The sequence below is a fragment of the Acinetobacter sp. GW821-FHT01E09 genome (genome assembly GCF_059422385.1).
Genome location: NZ_JBWKWU010000001.1, coordinates 4,186,222 through 4,204,931, shown reverse-complemented (window position 1 = coordinate 4,204,931; position 18,710 = coordinate 4,186,222). Strand labels below are relative to the sequence as shown.

General features: G+C 37.4%; 18 protein-coding genes. 13 read left to right on the top strand and 5 right to left on the bottom strand.

Annotation, left to right across the window (positions count from 1 at the left end; all coding sequences use genetic code 11):
• Positions 1 to 129: 129 nt before the first annotated feature.
• The 3 genes from AC07U8_RS19285 to AC07U8_RS19275 all read left to right on the top strand — a co-directional run bounded on the left by AC07U8_RS19285 (position 130) and on the right by AC07U8_RS19275 (position 1,532).
• Entirely contained in the window at positions 130 to 456 is a 327-nt protein-coding gene (locus AC07U8_RS19285) for a hypothetical protein (RefSeq protein ID WP_315080074.1), read from the top strand.
• A gap of 136 nt (positions 457 to 592) precedes the next feature.
• Positions 593 to 1,045, top strand: coding sequence for a tetratricopeptide repeat protein (locus AC07U8_RS19280; RefSeq protein ID WP_315080072.1), 453 nt, complete (start codon positions 593 to 595; stop codon positions 1,043 to 1,045).
• A gap of 97 nt (positions 1,046 to 1,142) precedes the next feature.
• Positions 1,143 to 1,532 (top strand): hypothetical protein, encoded by a 390-nt coding sequence (locus AC07U8_RS19275; protein ID WP_494738429.1) that lies wholly within the window; start codon positions 1,143 to 1,145, stop codon positions 1,530 to 1,532.
• Between the two features lie 154 nt (positions 1,533 to 1,686).
• On the opposite strand, the gene AC07U8_RS19270 is transcribed toward AC07U8_RS19275, so the two are convergent.
• Positions 1,687 to 3,912 carry a primosomal protein N' gene (locus AC07U8_RS19270; RefSeq protein WP_034617817.1) on the bottom strand — a complete coding sequence of 742 codons (2,226 nt, stop codon included), beginning with the start codon at positions 3,910 to 3,912 and terminating at the stop codon, positions 1,687 to 1,689.
• Between the two features lie 168 nt (positions 3,913 to 4,080).
• Here AC07U8_RS19270 and gspF point away from each other — a divergent pair, with 168 nt between their 5' ends.
• The 3 genes from gspF (at position 4,081) to AC07U8_RS19255 (ending at position 6,380) form a co-directional block, all read left to right on the top strand.
• Positions 4,081 to 5,286, top strand: a complete 1,206-nt coding sequence (gspF, locus tag AC07U8_RS19265) for a type II secretion system inner membrane protein GspF (protein ID WP_096735249.1) — start codon at positions 4,081 to 4,083, stop codon at positions 5,284 to 5,286.
• Between the two features lie 39 nt (positions 5,287 to 5,325).
• On the top strand, positions 5,326 to 5,763 hold the full coding sequence (gene gspG, locus AC07U8_RS19260; protein WP_004816754.1) for a type II secretion system major pseudopilin GspG: 438 nt from the start codon (positions 5,326 to 5,328) through the stop codon (positions 5,761 to 5,763).
• 281 nt (positions 5,764 to 6,044) lie between these two features.
• Entirely contained in the window at positions 6,045 to 6,380 is a 336-nt protein-coding gene (locus tag AC07U8_RS19255; RefSeq protein WP_004725552.1) for a hypothetical protein, read from the top strand.
• A gap of 76 nt (positions 6,381 to 6,456) precedes the next feature.
• Here AC07U8_RS19255 and AC07U8_RS19250 read toward each other — a convergent pair whose 3' ends face one another.
• Positions 6,457 to 6,720: a DUF2798 domain-containing protein gene (locus tag AC07U8_RS19250; RefSeq protein WP_494738428.1), complete on the bottom strand. Its 264-nt coding sequence runs from the start codon at positions 6,718 to 6,720 to the stop codon at positions 6,457 to 6,459.
• A 338-nt stretch (positions 6,721 to 7,058) separates the two neighbouring features.
• On the opposite strand from AC07U8_RS19250, the gene AC07U8_RS19245 reads away from it, so the two are divergent.
• Positions 7,059 to 7,397, top strand: coding sequence for a tRNA-binding protein (locus tag AC07U8_RS19245; protein ID WP_494738427.1), 339 nt, complete (start codon positions 7,059 to 7,061; stop codon positions 7,395 to 7,397).
• Between the two features lie 67 nt (positions 7,398 to 7,464).
• Here the strand turns inward: AC07U8_RS19245 and lnt are convergent, their stop codons facing one another.
• A complete protein-coding gene (gene lnt, locus AC07U8_RS19240) occupies positions 7,465 to 9,024 on the bottom strand; it encodes an apolipoprotein N-acyltransferase (RefSeq protein WP_004725558.1) in 1,560 nt (519 codons plus the stop codon).
• Positions 9,021 to 9,860, bottom strand: coding sequence for a CorC family transporter (locus tag AC07U8_RS19235; RefSeq protein WP_004816763.1), 840 nt, complete (start codon positions 9,858 to 9,860; stop codon positions 9,021 to 9,023). Before AC07U8_RS19235 ends, lnt begins: the two co-directional genes overlap by 4 nt.
• Before the next feature lie 193 nt (positions 9,861 to 10,053).
• Here AC07U8_RS19235 and tusA point away from each other — a divergent pair, with 193 nt between their 5' ends.
• The 4 genes from tusA (at position 10,054) to AC07U8_RS19215 (ending at position 14,948) form a co-directional block, all read left to right on the top strand.
• On the top strand, positions 10,054 to 10,311 hold the full coding sequence (gene tusA / locus AC07U8_RS19230; RefSeq protein ID WP_004725563.1) for a sulfurtransferase TusA: 258 nt from the start codon (positions 10,054 to 10,056) through the stop codon (positions 10,309 to 10,311).
• 242 nt (positions 10,312 to 10,553) lie between these two features.
• Complete coding sequence (locus AC07U8_RS19225; protein ID WP_494738426.1) at positions 10,554 to 13,352, top strand: type VI secretion system Vgr family protein; 2,799 nt, start codon at positions 10,554 to 10,556, stop codon at positions 13,350 to 13,352.
• 11 nt (positions 13,353 to 13,363) lie between these two features.
• Positions 13,364 to 14,578, top strand: a complete 1,215-nt coding sequence (locus tag AC07U8_RS19220; RefSeq protein WP_494738425.1) for a hypothetical protein — start codon at positions 13,364 to 13,366, stop codon at positions 14,576 to 14,578.
• A 1-nt stretch (position 14,579) separates the two neighbouring features.
• On the top strand, positions 14,580 to 14,948 hold the full coding sequence (locus AC07U8_RS19215) for a hypothetical protein (protein ID WP_227548101.1): 369 nt from the start codon (positions 14,580 to 14,582) through the stop codon (positions 14,946 to 14,948).
• A gap of 206 nt (positions 14,949 to 15,154) precedes the next feature.
• Here the strand turns inward: AC07U8_RS19215 and AC07U8_RS19210 are convergent, their stop codons facing one another.
• Positions 15,155 to 16,867 (bottom strand): electron transfer flavoprotein-ubiquinone oxidoreductase, encoded by a 1,713-nt coding sequence (locus AC07U8_RS19210; RefSeq protein ID WP_004725573.1) that lies wholly within the window; start codon positions 16,865 to 16,867, stop codon positions 15,155 to 15,157.
• A gap of 203 nt (positions 16,868 to 17,070) precedes the next feature.
• Between AC07U8_RS19210 and AC07U8_RS19205 the strand changes: the two genes are divergently transcribed.
• Both AC07U8_RS19205 and murI read left to right on the top strand, forming a co-directional pair.
• Positions 17,071 to 17,682, top strand: coding sequence for a DUF1285 domain-containing protein (locus AC07U8_RS19205; RefSeq protein ID WP_494738424.1), 612 nt, complete (start codon positions 17,071 to 17,073; stop codon positions 17,680 to 17,682).
• Positions 17,683 to 17,729: 47 nt separating this feature from the next.
• Entirely contained in the window at positions 17,730 to 18,608 is an 879-nt protein-coding gene (gene murI / locus AC07U8_RS19200; protein WP_016539370.1) for a glutamate racemase, read from the top strand.
• Positions 18,609 to 18,710: the final 102 nt, after the last annotated feature.

Sequence of the window (18,710 nt, the reverse complement as noted above, 5' to 3'; positions counted from 1 at the left end):
GAGTGGTTGAAATTATATTTTGTGTTTCCAATTTTAGTTTCTTTTTATTTGGTGATTTTATTTCTATTAAAGCTTAAAAATAAATTTTGAAGATGATGTTTTGTAAGTGATAAAATAGAAGGAAATAATATGAAAAAATTAATATTCGTTGTTTCCTTTATTGCTGTATTAGGAATCGTAACTGTTGTGGGAACAAAGATGCTTCATAGTGAACAAAATCAGCAATATATTGAAAAGATTTTGCGTGAAGATATCAGTGTGCAGACTAAGTTAGGAGAAATACGAAAGTATAAAATAAGCAGGGTTGGACGGTTTACAGGTTCGCCTAATGAACAATCGAATGATTATTATATTTTAAATGTTACAGGTGAAAAATCATTTTCAGTTGTTAAGATAAAACTTTATAAAAATAACAACGGAGAAATAGAAAGATATAAGATAAGTATGGAAGAGTAGCATACTAATTTTAAAAATTATTAGATTGAAATTATTTTAACAGTTAGAGAGTGATATTTATTTATATAATCCAATTTGTGGAGCAATAGGTATGGGGGATAAGTGCAATAATAAGTGTAATTAAATGGAGAAAATTTTGACAAATGATGAACTGATACAAAAAGTCCGTGAGCTTGTAAAACAAGATGTTCCAGATTACGAACAAGCTTATAAGCTATTAGACCTTGCATATAAACGAGGATCTCCAGAAGCAACTTACGCAATTGCAACATGGTATTTACATGGTGGTCATTTTTTGGAACAAGATTATGTCAAAGGAACTGAATATCTAAAAAAAGCGGCAGAAATGAAATGGCCTGATGCAATGTATGATTTGGCTGTTAGTTATGAAAGAGGAGTATATGTTTCTAAAAATCAAAAAAAAGCGTTTTTATTATATTTACAATCAGCTTTAAGAGGCTCATCTGAAGCGGTTTATGAAGTTTCTAGATGCTATTATTTTGGTATCGGTACTAGAAAGAATAAAGTTCTTGGAGCTATTTGGTATGATCGAGCAGAAGAGTTAGGATGTGTCCGAAATGATGATTAACTCTTAATATTGAAACTTCTACTTGATACTAAATATTAACTATTCAATTTTTTTAGTTTTCTATGGCTATGTTTAAGAAATAGGGAGGTGGGTATTAATGGATATTATTTATTCTATTCGAGCAAACATAATATCTTGTAGAAATGTTTTGTTAAATGGAAATCCCAAAGAGCATATTGTTGATTGCATCCAATATGTTGTTGATAACTCTTCATTCGTTCAAGTGGAGAGTACACGTAGAATACTTGATTTTTGTTTAAAAGAAGTATTATTACAAATTCAATCCTCCGATTTCCGTAGCGCAGGAATGATTTTGAATTTAATACACAATCTACCGCTAGATAAAGAAAAAGAAGAATCATGGGATGTTGATTATTTTTTATCTTCAGAATTAATTACTTTTTTACGAAATTATAAAACAATCATATCCGCAAGAAAAATAGCATTTTTTGTCTGTGGAGAGTTAAGCCCTAAATATATTGAATAAAAAGTATTGAATTGGAATCGGCACCACGAAATTGATAAAAATACTGATAATTACAATTTACTTAATGGCAGGAAGTGGTTGTAATACATCAATATTCTGTTAAGAACGCGGTTAAATTTAGATAGAGGTGTATGTTCAACATACAACTACAAACTCAACTCAACTCTTGCGGATCAACATCTATGGTGACTTTCATCGTAGAAGGTTTGCTATGTAACAGCTGTTGCCACCATTGGCGAATATAAAAATGCATTTTTGCCCGATCTTGAGAAAGCAAAACCACATGGGCTTGGTAACGCCCTGCTTTACGCTCCATTGGCGCTGGAATCGGTCCCCAAATATCAATTAAATTCTCTTCGGCAGTTTGTCTAAGGAGCTGCGTCATTTCAGTCAGAAACTTTAAATTTTCTTCCTGATGCTTTGAATCACAACGGATCAAAGCTGTATAACGAAAGGGTGGAAGTAGTGCTGCTTGGCGATCTTTTAAGGTTTGTTTGGCAAAGGTCCGATAGTCATTATGAATCAAGGTGTTTAATAACGGATGATCAGGTCTTAGGGTTTGTAAATAGACCTCACCTTTCATTTCACCACGACCCGCACGACCTGCAACTTGAATAATCAATTGCGCAGTACGTTCTGTAGCACGGAAATCCACACTCAACAAACCTGCATCGATATCCAAAATTGCCACTAAGGTGACATAAGGAAAGTGATGTCCTTTTGCCAGCATTTGAGTGCCAAGTAAAATGGTCGGTTCGCTTTTCTGGATTTGATCATAAATCTTTTGCCAACTGCCAACCCGACTGGTTGAGTCACGATCTACGCGCAAGACGGGGAAGTGAGGGAACAGCTCATTCAAAGTTTCTTCAACTTTGGCAGTTCCCATGCCAATTGGCTTTAATTGTTGTTGATTGCATTGAGGGCAAGCATCAGGCATACGATTAATCGTACCACAATGATGACAGTGCAAATGTTGATAAGGCTTTAAATGCAGGGTAAAGTGAGCATCGCAGTTGGGGCAATTGGCCTGCCAACCACAGCTTTCACAGATAAGCACGGGGGCGTAACCGCGGCGATTTAAAAAAATCAGAACTTGTTCTTTTTTCTCTAAACGTTTTTTGATTTCAGCAATCAAAACATCACTTAAGCCATGCTGTTTTTTTGCCACTTTTAAATCAATCAAATGCATTTTCGGCATGATTGCGGCACCAGCACGTTGATTTAACTCAATCCGTGTCAGCTTTTCTTGGCGAGCAAGATAATAACTGTCAATACTAGGCGTGGCAGAACCTAAGATAATCGGGCAATTTTCTAAATGTGCACGATACATGGCCACATCGCGAGCATGATAGCGAAAGCCTTCTTGTTGTTTAAACGAAAGATCATGCTCTTCATCTAAAATAATCAAACCCAAATGTGGCAAAGGTGTATAAATTGCAGAACGTGTGCCTAAAATAATAGAGGCTTTGCCCGTTTGCGCATGCTGCCATGCTTGTAAACGTTTAGTGTCATTTAAGCCTGAGTGCAGTAAGGCAATATTACAATGAAAACGTGATTGAAAACGGCTGATGGTTTGTGGGGTTAAGCCGATTTCAGGCACTAAAACCAAGACTTGTTTGCCTTGTTTAAGTACTTCATGCATCACTTGCAAATAAACTTCGGTTTTACCACTCCCAGTTAAACCATCCAGTAGAAACGCTTGATATTTTTTCTGCGCTTTTAAAATCGCTTGAATGGCTTTCTTCTGATCGTCATTTGGCGTGAGTGGCATCTGTGCCAATTGCACAGGTTCTGGCGTGACATTTTGTGGTTCTAAATCACAACGAACAATGTCTTTTTTCTCAAGGACTTTGAGTGTGGCTGTTTCAACACCACTTAAATTAAGAATGTTTTCCTGTGTCCCTTTCGGGTGTAGCTTTAAAATTTTATAGGCTTCTTGTTGTTTTTCAGAACGCTTAACTTTGTCTTCGGCATGTAAGTCTAAAAGTTTCCAGATACGTGCCAATAAATTATAAGGTTTACCTTGGCGTAATAAGGTAGGTAACGCCGTTTGAATCACTTCACCGATAGGAAATTGATAATATTGTGATGACCATGTCAATAAACTTAAAACTTTACTGTCTAGAATAGCCTGTTCATCTAACAGTTCAGTAATGGCTTTGAGTTTAAAATGAGAATCCACAGGTTCATCAATCGGTACTTTCTTAACAATAACACCAATCAGATTTTGTCTGCCAAAAGACACTGCAACACGTGCACCGACTTCAGCTTGCGCATATTGTTCAGCGGTGACTTGGTAATCAAAGCAGTCATTCAAATAGACTGGAACAGCAACTTGAATACGATAAATCGTCTGTGGCGTAGCAAGGGTATTCGACATTTTTAATTTAGTGACTCATTAATTTAGTGAGGCTGTGATGAAATTGTTTCATGTCCAGATTCGGCTTGTGTTAGAGTGTAACAGTCATCTATAAACATGAATATGAATGATTTATAGGGTATGACGCAACAGCGTAATCAAAAAATTTTGGAAAACTAGAGCATAATAATGCCAGCATATCAATTTACTGCAATTGATGCTTCAGGAAAGCAGCAAAAAGGCGTGTTAGAGGGAGATTCCGCACGCCAGATTCGACAACAACTACGGGACAAGGAATTGATTCCTGTCACGGTGGATGCTGTTGAACAAAAAGATAAAAATAAAAGTTCAGGATTTTTTCAACGTAAATTTTCGGCTTATGATCTGGCCTTAATGACACGTCAACTTTCTGTTTTGGTCGCTGCTGCAATTCCTTTAGAGGAAGCATTACGAGCAGTTGCCAAACAAAGTGAAAAAGTGCATGTACAAAATCTTTTACTTTCGGCACGTTCAAAAGTGCTTGAAGGGCACTCTTTGGCTCAAGCGATGCAACAAACAGGACGCTTTCCAGATTTGTATATTGCGACTGTTGCTGCGGGTGAACGTTCAGGGCATTTAGATTTAATTTTAGATCAATTATCTGATTACACCGAAAACCGCTTTGCCATGCAAAAGAAAATTCAAGGTGCGATGATCTATCCAATCATCTTGATGTTTATGTCTTTTGCGATTGTGATGGGGTTAATGACGTATGTTGTTCCAGACATTGTTAAAACCTTTGACCAAAGTAAGCAAGCCTTGCCATGGATCACTGTGGCGTTAATGAAAGCCAGTGAGATTATTCGGCAGGCTTGGCCCTTTATGTTGGTGTTTAGTGTGATTGGGATCTTTTTATTGATTCGATTCCTGCGAACTTCTGCGGGGCACTATGCTTTTGATCGTTTAACACTCAGATTGCCATTATTTGGTAAATTATCTCGTGGTATAAATGCAGCGCGTTTTGCCAGTACCTTATCTATTCTTACCCAATCAGGCGTGCCATTGGTCGATGCTTTAAAAATTGGAGCAGCGGTGAGTAGCAATTGGGTGATACGAGATGCAGTTAATATTGCAGCAGAGAAAGTCACAGAAGGTGGAAATCTTGCAACACAATTGGAGCGTTGTGGTTATTTCCCACCGATGATGGTACAAATGATTAAAAGCGGTGAAGCTTCGGGTGAGTTAGATCGAATGTTAAGCCGTGCATCAGATATGCAGGATCGAGAAGTATCCTCATTTATTTCAACATTATTGGCTTTACTGGAACCTTTAATGTTGGTGTTTATGGCTGGTATTGTTTTGGTTATTGTGATTGCAGTCATGTTGCCAATCGTCAATATGAACAATATGATTTAAGCCAATTATTTTTATAAAGAATATATAGAGAGTAAGCAGATGCAACGAAAGATGAATAGGACTCGTCAGTCAGGTTTTACCTTAATTGAAGTGATGGTTGTGATTGTTATTTTAGGCGTACTTGCAGCATTGATCGTACCCAATGTGATGGGACGCGGTGAAAAAGCCAAAGTTGACACCACTAAAATTGCATTAAAAGGTGTAGCGGGTGCTTTAGACCAGTATAAACTGGACAATGGGCGTTATCCGACAAGCCAAGATGGTGGGTTAGACGCGCTTGTAAATCAACCTGCAACAGCTAAAAACTGGTTACCTGGTGGTTATGTTAAAGGTGGTTATCCGAAAGACAGTTGGGAAAATGATATTCAATATGTAATCCCTGGTTCTGAAGGTCGTAAATTTGATTTATATTCTTTTGGTGCCGATGGTAAACAAGGTGGTGAAGGAAATGATGCAGATATTTATTACCAACCTTAATTGAAGATTATTTAAGTTATTATTTATGGGATTAATCACTTCATTTAATCGAGTTAATAAATCTTGAGTGAAGTGATAATCTTTCTTGTTTGCTAAAGTGTATTTAATTTATTGAAATATAACAGCTATTTAAAATAACGATGTTTGAGAGTTATAATAAGAATTATTCCCATATTTAATAGTTACAAGAAAGTTAAATTGTGTATAAAAATAGACTTTTTATTTAATTAAAAGCTTGCATAATAGTTCTCAGGGCAATCTGAATTGCTTAGGAGGATGAGATGAAAGCATTATTATTACCAGATGAAATCAGCCAGTTTCATTGGACTATGCTCAAATCTGTTCTTTTAATTTTGAGCCTATTACCGATTAGCCAGTTTTTTCTCAATATTTGGCAAGTTGCCGATGCCAATAGCCAGATCATGATTGGTTTTATGGCGATTAGCGTATTTAGTGCATTATCTATTATTAGTTTTTATAATGCCTTAAATTTGACAGTATTTCAGTTAAAAACTGAATTCTCATCATTATTAGAACAATATTTAGTACGTTCATATCGTTATGTGCCAATGTTATTTTTAGCTGCAATGATGTCTTATTTGGTGACTCAACTTTAGTTGAAATATCATGGAAAACCGAGGGTATAATCCTCGGTTTTTTTGCACTACAATTTAATGATTCAGGTTTATTCAACTAAGTCGGCTGAACCAGGCTCATGGTGATTTTGCGCACAATCGGCAAGGTAAAAAGTAACACTGGAAAGGCAATCAGCCAAGAAATCCCCCAAGCTGAAAGCCATGTGTATAGCGAAAAATTCTCAAAACCCATGCTTCTGAATGTACTGATACATGAAACAATAAATGTCATGATAATGGACAGTAACAAAGGTAAAACAATCGCTGCATAGCGATTTGGAATCTTTTTAAAATTAAAATAAGACGATTTAGAATTTTGCATTTTTTACTCCGTAAACCAACAAACGCCAGTGCCGCATCAAAATATTAAAATTTTGATTAAAATAGCCCCAAGCCTTGTTGGAGATATGTTGGCACGTTGATTGACGTAAACGTTTACGGCTTTATCATCAGCGAAAATAATTTAGCATAAACTTGAAAAAAATATAGTAAAAAATGCGCCGAAAATATTTTCAATTTCGTTTTGATAGGGCTTGGATTGAACATGATTGTCTTTTTAACAGGATCATTTGTCTGTTTTGTATAAGGTTGATCGCTTTAAACTTATCTAAAATGATTTTATCTCTTGAGATGAATTGATAAAAATACGAGGACTCAGCAATGCAACAAATAGAATGGAATGACTTTCTTAAGGTAGAGTTACGGGTAGGAAAAATTATTCAAGCCGAAGTGTTTGAGAAAGCGCGTAACCCTGCTTATATTTTGCATGTTGATTTTGGCGAAGCACTCGGTGTAAAGAAATCGAGTGCGCAAATTACCAACCTGTATCAACCTGAAGATTTAATTGGGAAGCTTGTGGTTGCTGTTGTGAACTTTCCAAAAAAACAAATTGGGCCGATTCAATCAGAGTGTTTAGTGACGGGTTTTCATAATCAAGATGGGCATGTGACGTTGTGTGTGCCTGATGTAAATGTGCCATTGGGAACAAAGTTGCTTTAATCATTGAATCAAGCGCTTTGTTGAAGCTAACCTCATCTCCTTAAACCAGAGATGAGGGATTCAAGCATTAACGTCTAGATTTAAAGCTAATATCGACTGCTTTAGGTCGATAGATCCAGCCTAAAATTAATAATAAGAGGGATAGCAATAAAATAGGGTAATCGCTAAAGCGGGTGTACCAAGTTTCACCTTGCATGGCTGGTAAATCACCACGAAGCACAGCTTTTTGATCTACAGGGGCTTGTTTTACAATATGCCCATTGTGGTCAATAAATGCTGTTACGCCTGTATTGGTTGCACGAATAAACCAACGTCCATTTTCCTTGGCACGCATTTGCACCATTTGAAGATGTTGTAATGGGCCTGCTGTACCGGTGAACCAAGCATCATTAGAAACAGTCACTAAAAAGTCACTATTAATCGCATTTCGTCGAGTGAGATTCGGATAGGCCACTTCATAACAAATGGCTGCAGCTAAATCATGTCCTTTAATATTAAAAGGTTTCTGATTGGATGCACCTTGGGAAAATCCACTCATGGATGGATCATTTTGTAGCGCAGGTAACACCCAAGCCAATAATCCTGAAAGTGGAATATATTCACCAAAAGGCACCAGACGTTGTTTTTTATATAAGCCTGAAGAATCCGCGCCAGAAGCCATCATACTGTTGTAGTACATTGGATAGCCATTTTTCTGCGATTCTTTTAAGTCCCAATAAGGAATACCGGTTACCCATGCTGTACCTGAACTTTTGGCTTGTTGATCCATCATATCCAAGAATTGTTGAATATCTGTTTGGAAAAGTGGAATCGAGGATTCTGGCCAAACAATCAGATCACGCCCCCATTCAGTACGGCTTAAATTAACGTAAATTTCTAAGGTTTTAACCTGATATTCAGTTAACCATTTTAAATCTTGCGGAATATTGCCTTGAATCAAAGAAACGGAGAGCGGCTTTTCTGCTTTCGGTTGTACGAAAGTGATAAACGATGCGCCCCATGCGCCAAGGATTAAAATGATTGCAGGAAAGATCCAAAAGACTTTTCTATTTAAAATTTCAACCAATGCACAAGCAAGGATAATCACCACAAAAGATACTGCAAACACACCAAACAGTGGAGCATAGCCATCTAAGAGTCGTTCAGTAAATGCGTAACCTGCAAATAACCAAGGAAAACCCGTAAAGACCCAAGTCTTTGACCATTCGAAGATCACCCACAAAGGAGCGAAAGTTAATGGCGTTTCAGGAAAGAATCTACGATATACCCAAGTCTGAATTGCGGTAAAAAGCCCCATGACAATGGCCATGATGGCGATCATCAAGACACTCAATACTGCATTAGTATCTCCATACACATGAATCGATGTATAGAGCCAGAATGCGCCAACAAACCATAGACCAAAGCCATAGCTTAAGCCAATCGCAAATGCTTGGCGTGGTGTACGGCCTTTTAAGCAAGCATATAGCAGGGCAGGCGATAAAATTGCCAACCACCACCAGTAATAAGGCGCCAGTGCTAAACTGAACACTGCGCCTGACATTAACGAAATCAATAACGGGAAAATGAAGGGCAGCTGTTTTTGTTGTTGTGATGAATTTAACAGCTTGTCAAAGTATGCTCTCATTTATGTACAGCTCGAATCAGATGAATAGTGCGTGCATCTGCTTCAATAATTGTAAATTCCCAATCCTCAAGCTCAACCACTTGGCCTTGAAGATCACTCACTAGACCAATTTCTTGAAGCAGTAATCCGCCCATAGTCTCTACTTCATCGTCAGGAAATTCAGCATCTAAAACATTGTTAAAATGTTCGATTGGTGTAAGTGCTTGCACAATCCATGTATTGGCTGTGGTATGAGTTGTATCTGGAATGATAAATTGTGCTTCTTCGTCAACGTTATCATGCTCATCTTCAATTTCGCCAACAATCTCTTCCAGAATATCTTCTAAAGTGACCAGACCTGCTGTTGAACCATATTCATCAATCACAATAGCAATATGGGTTTGAGTGTTTTTTAACATTCTCAAAACTTGGTCGGAACGGGCACTTTCTGGGACAAATAATGGCTGACGCATTAACGCATGCACATCTACAACAGATGAACGATCAGTTAAAAAGGGTAAAAGATCTTTAGCAAGTAAAATACCCACGACGTTTTCAGGCTGATCAGAAGAGAAAACAGGGAAACGTGAATGTGCAGATTCAATAAGAATATCTAAAATATCAAGAAGTTGATCATCTTCTTGCAAACTGACCATCGCTGTGCGCGGAGTCATGACTTCACGGATTTTTGTTGCTGGAAGGTCTAATACGCCTTCTAACATTGCAACAGTATCGGGTTCTAAAAAACGACGTGAATCTTGTACTAATTTTAGCAGTTCATCCCGGGTTTCTGGCGCTGTTCCTAACCATTTGCGTAAGCCACGCATTCCCCACGATGGGCCTGATTCCTCGTGCATGATCTTTCCTAAAGACGCTTAATATCTAGTAAATGTTTTTTTATCATACCGAAGAAAACACAGATGTCTATCTATTAAATAAGGTAAATAGATGAATGTATGTGTCATATTATAGATATATTGCAAGCCTTATTCATTATTTGAGTTTGTGTTAAAATTATTGATTGATTTCGCTTCTTTTTGAGAATAGATAATGTCTGAACCGATGCCTACAGCAAGCATTCAATTAAACACGCGTGGACTACGTTGTCCTGAGCCTGTAATGATGTTGCATCAAGCAATTCGTAAATCTAAATCAGGTGATGTCGTTGAAGTATTTGCAACTGATAATTCAACCTCTTGGGACATTCCTAAATTTTGTATGCATCTCGGTCATGAGTTGATTTTACAAGAAGAAGTACTAGATGATGCCGGAAATAAGGAATTTCACTATTTAGTGAAGAAAGGTTAAAAGATCATGATGGGTGGAAATCAGTCTATGTTATATGTGATGATTTCCCTTTTATTGATTTAAGAATATTGAAATTTATTTGGCCCGTTTTTAATAGTTAATAAATTTATATTATATGTAATTTATTGAATTTTAATAATTTTATTGTGGATATTAAATCATTTTACAAAATTAAAAATGACAGAATTTTGACTTGTGATTATAATCTAAACATATTTTTTAATAATAATTAACTCATTCAAATGAACAGCTTAGTAATAAATAGCATTTATAAAATATTGGATCAGCTTGGACTAAACGCACAAAAACGAGCTTTGCATATCCAATTTACAAATACAGACTTAAACAACCAAGTCTTCTTACAACGTATCGATGGACAACATGGTCTAAACCAAGGTGTGTCTATTGAGCTGATTTGCCTTGCCACTTCGGCTGTGATTCCGCTTAAACAGTTTATTGGTAGCCAAGTGGCCATCGATCAAGTCACAGATCATGGACAACTGTTTCGTAGCACAGGGGTGATTACTGAGGCCGCACAAGGGCAAAGTGATGGCGCACTGACGCTATATAAACTCAAACTTGAAGATGCCACTTCACTGTGGCATAAACGCCGTAACAGCCGAGTGTTTATGAATAAGTCGGTTGTGCAAGTCATAGAAACGCTGTTTAAAGAATGGCAAGACAAAAGCCCACTCTTTGCATCGAGTCTAAGTCTCGATAAAAGTGGTCTTAAAAAAGATTACGATATTCGACCATTCATTATGCAGAGCAACGAAAGTGACTATGCATTTTTAAGCCGCTTGATGCGCAGTGAAGGGATCAACTGGTTGATTGATGAAGCACAATTGATTGTGCCTAGTTCTGCGACACAAATTCAGCCACAAAAACTGCGTTTGGTGGATGATAACAGCGAATACAAAGCACTAGAACGAAGAAAGATCCGCTTCCATCGTAGCAGTGCCACAGAACAACAAGACAGCATCACCAGCTTTATCGGGCAACGTAGCTTACAACCCACTGCTGTCCATGTACAACGCTGGCAAGCAGATGTGTTAGAGCAAGAAGAAGGTGCAGGCAGTGTTCAAAGCAAACACCAACACAGTCAAAACCAAAACAATGCCAGTCTCGGTTTAGAACAGGCTTGGCATATTAGTCCAGCATGGATTCAAGACCTAAATGGTGAAGATCAAGCAACTGCCTCAAACAACAATCAGATTGAAAAGATCAACCAAAACCTCAGTCATTATTATGATGCTCAATCCAAACAATTCATTGCTAACTCCACTGTACGCGATGCACAAGTAGGTTACTGGTTTGAGTTAAACGAACACCCAGAAATAGACCAACACAGTGGCTCAGACAAAGAATTTCTGATCACGTCAAAGACATTCTATAACCAGAACAATTTACCCAAAGACCTGAATGAGCAAATCAATCGCTTACTCCAACAAAGCAATTGGGTCAATTCAAATGTAGACTCAAACAACCCAGAGCGCCAAGCCAATCAATTGGTGTTACAACGCCGTAATATCACCACTGTTCCTGAATACCACCCACTACAACATCGTCCTAGTACCCATCCACAACTAGCCAAAGTGGTTGGGCCAAGTGGAGAAGAAATCCATGTGGATGAATGGGGACGCATTAAAGTTCGCTTCCTATTTACCCGCAATGAAGACCACAGTCATGATGGTGGTGCAGGGAGCAATGACAATGACACTGATTCTGCTTGGGTGGATGTACTGACCCCGTGGGCAGGTGAAGGCTATGGTGCGCGGTTCTTACCGAGGATTGGTGAGATTGTCGTGATAGATTTCTTTGATGGTAATATCGATCGACCATTTGTGGTGGGGCGTATCCATGAAGCGCAACGAAGCCCAACGAAATTTGATGACAAAGGCCAATTGCCTGATACTAAAAAACTAGCAGGGATCAAAAGTCGAGAAGTTAAAGGCAGTGGCTATGGCCAGCTTAGATTTGACGATACCACAGACCAAATCAGCAGCCAGCTACAAAGTAGTCACGGCGCGAGCCAACTTAACCTTGGTAATCTGAGTCATCCTAAAGAAACCGAGACCAGTGAAGGACGAGGCGAAGGCTTTGAACTAAGAACAGACCAATGGGGAGCAGTGCGTGCAGGACAGGGGCTACTACTCAGTACCTATGCTCAAGATTCAGCTTCGGGTAACCATCTCGATGCGACTGCCGCCAAAAGTCAGTTAGAAAGCAGCCTAAATAATTCTAAAGCCTTAAGTGAAGTTGCCAAGAATCAGCAAACTGATCCTTTAGAAAATTTAGATCATTTGAAATCGTTTATTTCATCTTTGGAAAAAGATGAATCCAGTGAAGCAAAAAGCCAAGCGGATACCTTTAAACAAGCTCTCATGTTATTGGCCTCACCCAATTCGGTTGCGCTTGCTACTAATGAAGATCTACATCTTTCTGCCGATCGACAAATCTATGAAACTGCGGGTGATAGTATTCAATTGAGTACGCAAAAGAATTTAGTTGCACATGCACAATCAAAGATCAGTCTTTTTGCGGCACAAGAAGGGGCAAGATTATTTGCAGGGAAAGGTAAGGTTGAAATCCAAGCACAAGGCGATGGTGCGGATTTGATTGCGCGTAAAGGTATTCAAATTATTTCGACGGAAGAAAAAATCGAGATTAAAGCGGATAAGAAAATTATTTTGATTGCAGATGGATCTCAAGTTGAAATTAGTAGTGCAGGTGTTTTACCGACCACTGCGGGTAAGTTTGAAGTCAAAGCTGGACAACATAAGTTTTTGGGTGGGGCGCAAGTTTCGAATGTAAAATACCCATTACCTGTATTGGGTGATGAAAACAAATATGATGTTGTTTTTTTAATGCAAGATGATGATGGTATTCCTTACAAAAATATGAAATACATTGCATTCTTAGAAAGTGGTGAAATTATTGAAGATATCACAGATGATAAAGGATATACGAAACCTATAAAAACACTCAGTAAAGAAAAAGTATCAATTCACTTAAAAACTGATAATTATTTAAATATTTAGAGGAAAATATAATGAATTATTTCCCATTTGTTATAGTTAAATCTAATGTGGATACTAAGAAGTTGTATTATAGTTTACAAGTTTTCAATACTTCTACAAATAAAGTTGTGCTTGATAGTGCTAAAAAAATTCAGGCAGGAATTAAATATCCTTTGAGGAATAATTATAAGACTGAGATAATGAACATACCAACTGATGGTGAATCAGCAAAAGATATGGTTATTGAGTTTACTTTATATAAGCGTGATGGTATAAAATTTATTCCAGTAGTTAATAAAAAGATTCTATCAAACATGGTTTTTGAATTTACTTTAGATAATATTAAAAGTAATAAAATAAAATATGATATTGTTAATTACATGGAAACAAAAAATATTACAAAGCCTGTGACTGGTGTTAATAATAATTTAGTTCAGTTAACAATATCTAACACAAGAATGTTTGTAAGTACGCAACATCCTATCGGTGATTATTTTGATCCTTTTACTAAAGAAAAAATACAGCAAGGATTATTGAGTAGACTTAAGGAAAAGTATCCAGATCAAGGTTTTACAAATTTGTGTGGTCCAGCTGCTTTTTTTTATTGTGTTTTAAATGCTAATTCGAATATTTATAAAAAAATTGTAAAAGAATTATGGGAAAAGGGTGAAACTAAAGTCAATAATTTAACGATAAAACCAGATAAAGGTGGAGCTAGAACTGTAAAAAATTATTTTGATGAGCATGATAATGCTTTAATTCCTGCAATTGATTGGATTACTCTTGGAAGTTTAAGGGATTCAAGTAATATAATCTTGGACTATACTTTAGAGTATGGAGAAGCAAGTGCAGGGATCACTCCACCAGGAGATTTACTTACATGGTTTAGGGATATAGGTTTTAAAAATGTAGATTTTTTCCATATCGGAATTTCAAATAAATTAAAGGCATTGGTTGAAACTAGTAAATATGATGTAAAAAAATATTTTATAGTATTGTTATCAAGTAGTAGTATTTTGCAATATCAAAAAAAGACTTTGGCGGTCTTTCCTACTCATTGGGTTGTGCTAGATAGTAATATTATGGTAGATGGCTCGTTATTAAATTCAACCACTTTAGAAACAGATGAGGTTAAATTTAAAGTCTTTAGTTGGGGTAAGTCATATAATCAAAATGATGGTTTAACACTTGGTGAGCTGGTTAAATATACTTGGGGTGTTTATATATTTGAAAGAGGATTGGTTTAATATGAAAAAGTTTTTTTACTCTGGGTATCTTGTTTGTGTTTTTTTTATTTTAGGCTGCAGTCATCAAATAAAGATTGAACCTAATAATTTGCCAGAAATGAAGTATGGCGAGAAATATGATAATAGAATAGAAATTGAGAAGCTAAATATATTTGGTGAACTTGTTATTAAAACAGATTTACCTGATAACTCAGGTATTAATATAGAAAAAGTAGGGGAGAATGACTTTCTTTATCAAAATTCTATAAGAATATATGGAGTACCTAAAGTTAAAGGTAATTATTATATTTTATTAGATGGTAATTTTAGAGGTGGAGCTTTTGGTGGGATGACTAATTTTAAGAAAAAATATGATGTCATCATAAAATAACACATAATGATTTTACGTAAAAATAAACTGATTTGGATAGTATTAGAGAGGTGAGTGATTTCTATCAATAGAATAAAGGTGTTAATAATAAAATAACATTAAATCCAAGAGTTTCATTTGTAGATTGGATTGCAATGAGAAGCTTAAGAGATTCAGGAAATTAAGTTTTTGATGATAAAAAAACCCGCCGAAGCGGGTTTATTGATTTACATATTTGGATAGTTTGGACCACCGCCACCCTCAGGTGTTACCCAAGTGATGTTCTGAGATGGATCTTTGATATCACAAGTCTTACAGTGAACACAGTTCGCAGCATTTATCTGGAAGCGCTTAGAACCATCATCATTTTCCATAATCTCGTAAACACCAGCAGGACAGTAGCGTTGAGCTGGCTCATCCCATTTTGGTAAGTTGACATTGACTGGAATCGAAGCATCGGTCAGCTTTAAGTGAGCTGGCTGATTCTCTTCATGTACGGTATTCGATACAAATACAGAAGATAAACGATCAAAGGTTAATTTACCGTCTGGCTTTGGATAAGTAGGTTTAAATGTCGCAGCATCTACAGTTTTTAATGCACTAAAGTCAGGTGCAAGGTCATGTAGGGTAAATGGCACTTTAAAGATATTTTGATCGATAAAGTTAAATGCACCACCCATCCATAAACCGAATTTATGCATTGCTGGGCCAAAGTTACGCGAACGATGTAACTCTTCTTTTAACCAACTGTTGTTGAATTTGTCAGTATAAGCAGTCAATTCTTTAGCAAAGAAGTCTTCGCCTTCAGCCACACGCGCAACCGCTAAATCACCACCTTTCTCATGACCCGCTTGGATTGCTTCAAATACAGCTTCACCGCACAACATACCCGATTTCATCGCAGTATGAGAGCCTTTGATTTTAGCAAAGTTTAAGAAACCTGCATCATCACCAATTAAGCAACCGCCTGGGAAAGTCAGTTTAGGTAGAGAGTTTAGACCACCTTTAACAACTGCACGTGCGCCATAAGAAATACGCTTACCACCTTCAAGATATTGCTTGATCAGTGGATGTGTTTTCCAACGTTGCATTTCAGCAAAAGGATACATGTGTGGATTTTCATAAGATAAATCAACAATCATACCCAAGGTCACTTGGTTGTTTTCAGCGTGATATAACCACCAGCCGCCTGAAGAACCTGTTTCTGCCAAAGGCCAGCCTGAACCGTGCATCACTAAACCCGGTTTATGTTTTGCAGGGTCAATTTCCCAAAGTTCTTTGATTCCGATACCGTAATGTTGCGGATCAGCATCTTGGTCTAAGTTGTATTTAGCAATTAGACGTTTACCAAGGTGTCCACGGCAACCTTCTGCAAAAATTGTGTATTTTGCATGAAGCTCGTAGCCGGGGGTAAAGTTGTGAGTAGGTTCACCATCTTTACCAATACCCATATCACCAGTTTGGATGCCTTTTACAGAACCATCTTCATGATAAAGGATTTCTGAAGCAGCAAAGCCAGGAAAGATAGAAACTTCTAACTCTTCCGCTTTTTGACCTAACCAACGCACTACATTACCCAATGAAATAACATAGTTACCATCATTGTGCATGGTTTTAGGAACCATCCAATGCGGCGCTTCTTGTGACTTTTCAGCAGACATGAGGAAATAAGTTTTGTCCTCAGTCACAGGTACATTTAAAGGTGCACCTTGTTCTTTCCAGTCAGGGAAAAGTTCATTGATTGCACGAGGTTCAAGTACAGCACCAGAAAGGATATGCGCACCAACTTCAGAGCCTTTTTCAACCACACAGACGGAAAGGTCTGGAAGATTGTTTTCAAGAGCTAATTGACGAATTTTAATCGCAGCAGAAAGACCCGCAGGGCCTGCGCCTACGATCACTACGTCAAACTCCATCGATTCGCGTTCGATGTGTTCCATGTAGGACTCCTCATATTTCTAAGGGTGGCAACCGTGAGCATTTATTGGGAATTAATAAATCGGTGCTGCCATGAGTGTTCTAAAAATTCCGTGATACGAATTAACGCTCGTACCAATAATATATTTTGCGCTAGTATAGTTAGAAACCCTAATCTAGCCAATTGGCTGAGTCGTATTATTTTTAAGTCAGCAAGGCATAAACCATGGTAAATCAAAATAATTCAACATCAGCGGCTCAAAATCAGCCAGATTCTGATAATAAAAACTTAATGAGCATTGCACAATACTTAAAAGATGTACAGGCGGGTCACAAAAGGTCAATACCCCCTTTAGAGCAGTGGCAGCCAAAGCATTGTGGCAAAATGGATTTGACGGTAAAAGCCAATGGAGAATGGTGGCACGAAGGTCAATTGATCAAACGCCAAGCGCTTTTAGACCTGTTTACAAAAGTGCTTTGGAAAGAAGACGGAAAGTTCTATTTAAAAACCCCAGTTGAACAGATTGAAATTGAAGTTGAGGATGAACCTTTATTGGTCAATCAAGTTGATCAGGTAAATCTCGATGGACAAGTCTACCTACAAGTTACCACCACCAATCAAGACATTACACTGCTTGATCCAGAACATCCTATTTTTATGCGTGAATATCAAGGTGAATTAAGACCTTATGTACATATTCGTTTCGGGATAAATGCCTTGATTCAACGTTCTGCTTTTTTTCACCTGATTGAATATGGAAAATTGCTTGAAAATGAGCAAGGAGATACCATTTTATCTTTAGAAAGTGGTGATTTTCACTTGCAATTAGGGACTTGAGGTTTAATCTTGTTAATTATTTTTACCGTATGCCAATAGTGGATCAAATGAGCGCGATTCTTCCTCTCTCTCCTCTAGAAAATCCAATGCCAAAAGCCTTGGCAGATGCCCCGATTGGTATTTTTGATTCAGGTATCGGTGGGCTTTCTATTGCACAGGAAATTGCCAATTATTTGCCAAATGAACGTATTGTTTATTATGCCGATACTGCACATGTCCCTTATGGCCCCCGTACGGATCAAAATATTCGTGAATTAACTGCACAAGCAATTGAATGGTTATACCGACAAGGTTGTAAAATCGCAGTTGTGGCATGTAATACCGCTTCAGCATTTAGTCTGGATTATTTACGTGATCATTATGGTGAAAATTTTCCTATTGTTGGGCTGGTGCCTGCTTTAAAGCCAGCAGTGCTACAAACCCAGTCTAAAGTGGTTTCAGTTTTGGCTACACCTGCCACTTTTCGTGGAAAATTGATCAAAGATGTGATGCAGCGTTTTGCAGAACCTGCCAATGTTGAAGTACTGACGATTACCAATCTTGAACTGGTTCCCTTGATTGAATCTGGACGTTATAACAGTCTGGAATGCAAACACAGCCTGCAAAAGGTTTTAGATCCAGTCATTGCCAAAGGTTCAGATTATTTGGTGTTGGGCTGTACCCATTACCCTTATTTAAAACAGAGTATTCAAGAATTATATGGTCCTCAGCTTAATTTAATTGATTCTGGATTGGCCGTTGCACGACAAACGGCGCGTATATTGTTAAAAAATGAGTTAATATCAAGTAGCTTGCAAGAAAAAGGGGTGCGTTTACAATGTTTTGTGAGTGGGGGAAATGCAAAAGAATTAGAAAATGTCATCAAACATCTAATACAACCAAAAATTACATGGTCTGTAGAAAATATTGTTGAAAAACTCGGCTAATTCTTTCAATATTGAACAGATTTAATATATTTTCATAAGTGTAGGGCATATCCAACTTAAAGCTCATGGATGGATTTAAGTAGGGTGTGACAAGAATGGGTT

Bases quoted from the DNA above. Each gene is read 5' to 3' on its own strand.
- tusA (WP_004725563.1), top strand. From the start codon at position 10,054: ATGTCTGAACCGATGCCTACAGCAAGCATTCAATTAAACACGCGTGGA.
- AC07U8_RS19275 (WP_494738429.1), top strand. From the start codon at position 1,143: ATGGATATTATTTATTCTATTCGAGCAAACATAATATCTTGTAGAAAT.
- murI (WP_016539370.1), top strand. From the start codon at position 17,730: ATGAGCGCGATTCTTCCTCTCTCTCCTCTAGAAAATCCAATGCCAAAA.
- AC07U8_RS19235 (WP_004816763.1), bottom strand. From the start codon at position 9,860: ATGCACGAGGAATCAGGCCCATCGTGGGGAATGCGTGGCTTACGCAAA.
- AC07U8_RS19255 (WP_004725552.1), top strand. From the start codon at position 6,045: ATGAAAGCATTATTATTACCAGATGAAATCAGCCAGTTTCATTGGACT.
- AC07U8_RS19285 (WP_315080074.1), top strand. From the start codon at position 130: ATGAAAAAATTAATATTCGTTGTTTCCTTTATTGCTGTATTAGGAATC.
- AC07U8_RS19215 (WP_227548101.1), top strand. From the start codon at position 14,580: ATGAAAAAGTTTTTTTACTCTGGGTATCTTGTTTGTGTTTTTTTTATT.
- gspG (WP_004816754.1), top strand. From the start codon at position 5,326: ATGCAACGAAAGATGAATAGGACTCGTCAGTCAGGTTTTACCTTAATT.
- AC07U8_RS19245 (WP_494738427.1), top strand. From the start codon at position 7,059: ATGCAACAAATAGAATGGAATGACTTTCTTAAGGTAGAGTTACGGGTA.
- AC07U8_RS19220 (WP_494738425.1), top strand. From the start codon at position 13,364: ATGAATTATTTCCCATTTGTTATAGTTAAATCTAATGTGGATACTAAG.
- gspF (WP_096735249.1), top strand. From the start codon at position 4,081: ATGCCAGCATATCAATTTACTGCAATTGATGCTTCAGGAAAGCAGCAA.
- AC07U8_RS19250 (WP_494738428.1), bottom strand. From the start codon at position 6,720: ATGCAAAATTCTAAATCGTCTTATTTTAATTTTAAAAAGATTCCAAAT.
- AC07U8_RS19205 (WP_494738424.1), top strand. From the start codon at position 17,071: ATGGTAAATCAAAATAATTCAACATCAGCGGCTCAAAATCAGCCAGAT.
- AC07U8_RS19225 (WP_494738426.1), top strand. From the start codon at position 10,554: ATGAACAGCTTAGTAATAAATAGCATTTATAAAATATTGGATCAGCTT.
- AC07U8_RS19270 (WP_034617817.1), bottom strand. From the start codon at position 3,912: ATGTCGAATACCCTTGCTACGCCACAGACGATTTATCGTATTCAAGTT.
- AC07U8_RS19210 (WP_004725573.1), bottom strand. From the start codon at position 16,867: ATGGAACACATCGAACGCGAATCGATGGAGTTTGACGTAGTGATCGTA.
- lnt (WP_004725558.1), bottom strand. From the start codon at position 9,024: ATGAGAGCATACTTTGACAAGCTGTTAAATTCATCACAACAACAAAAA.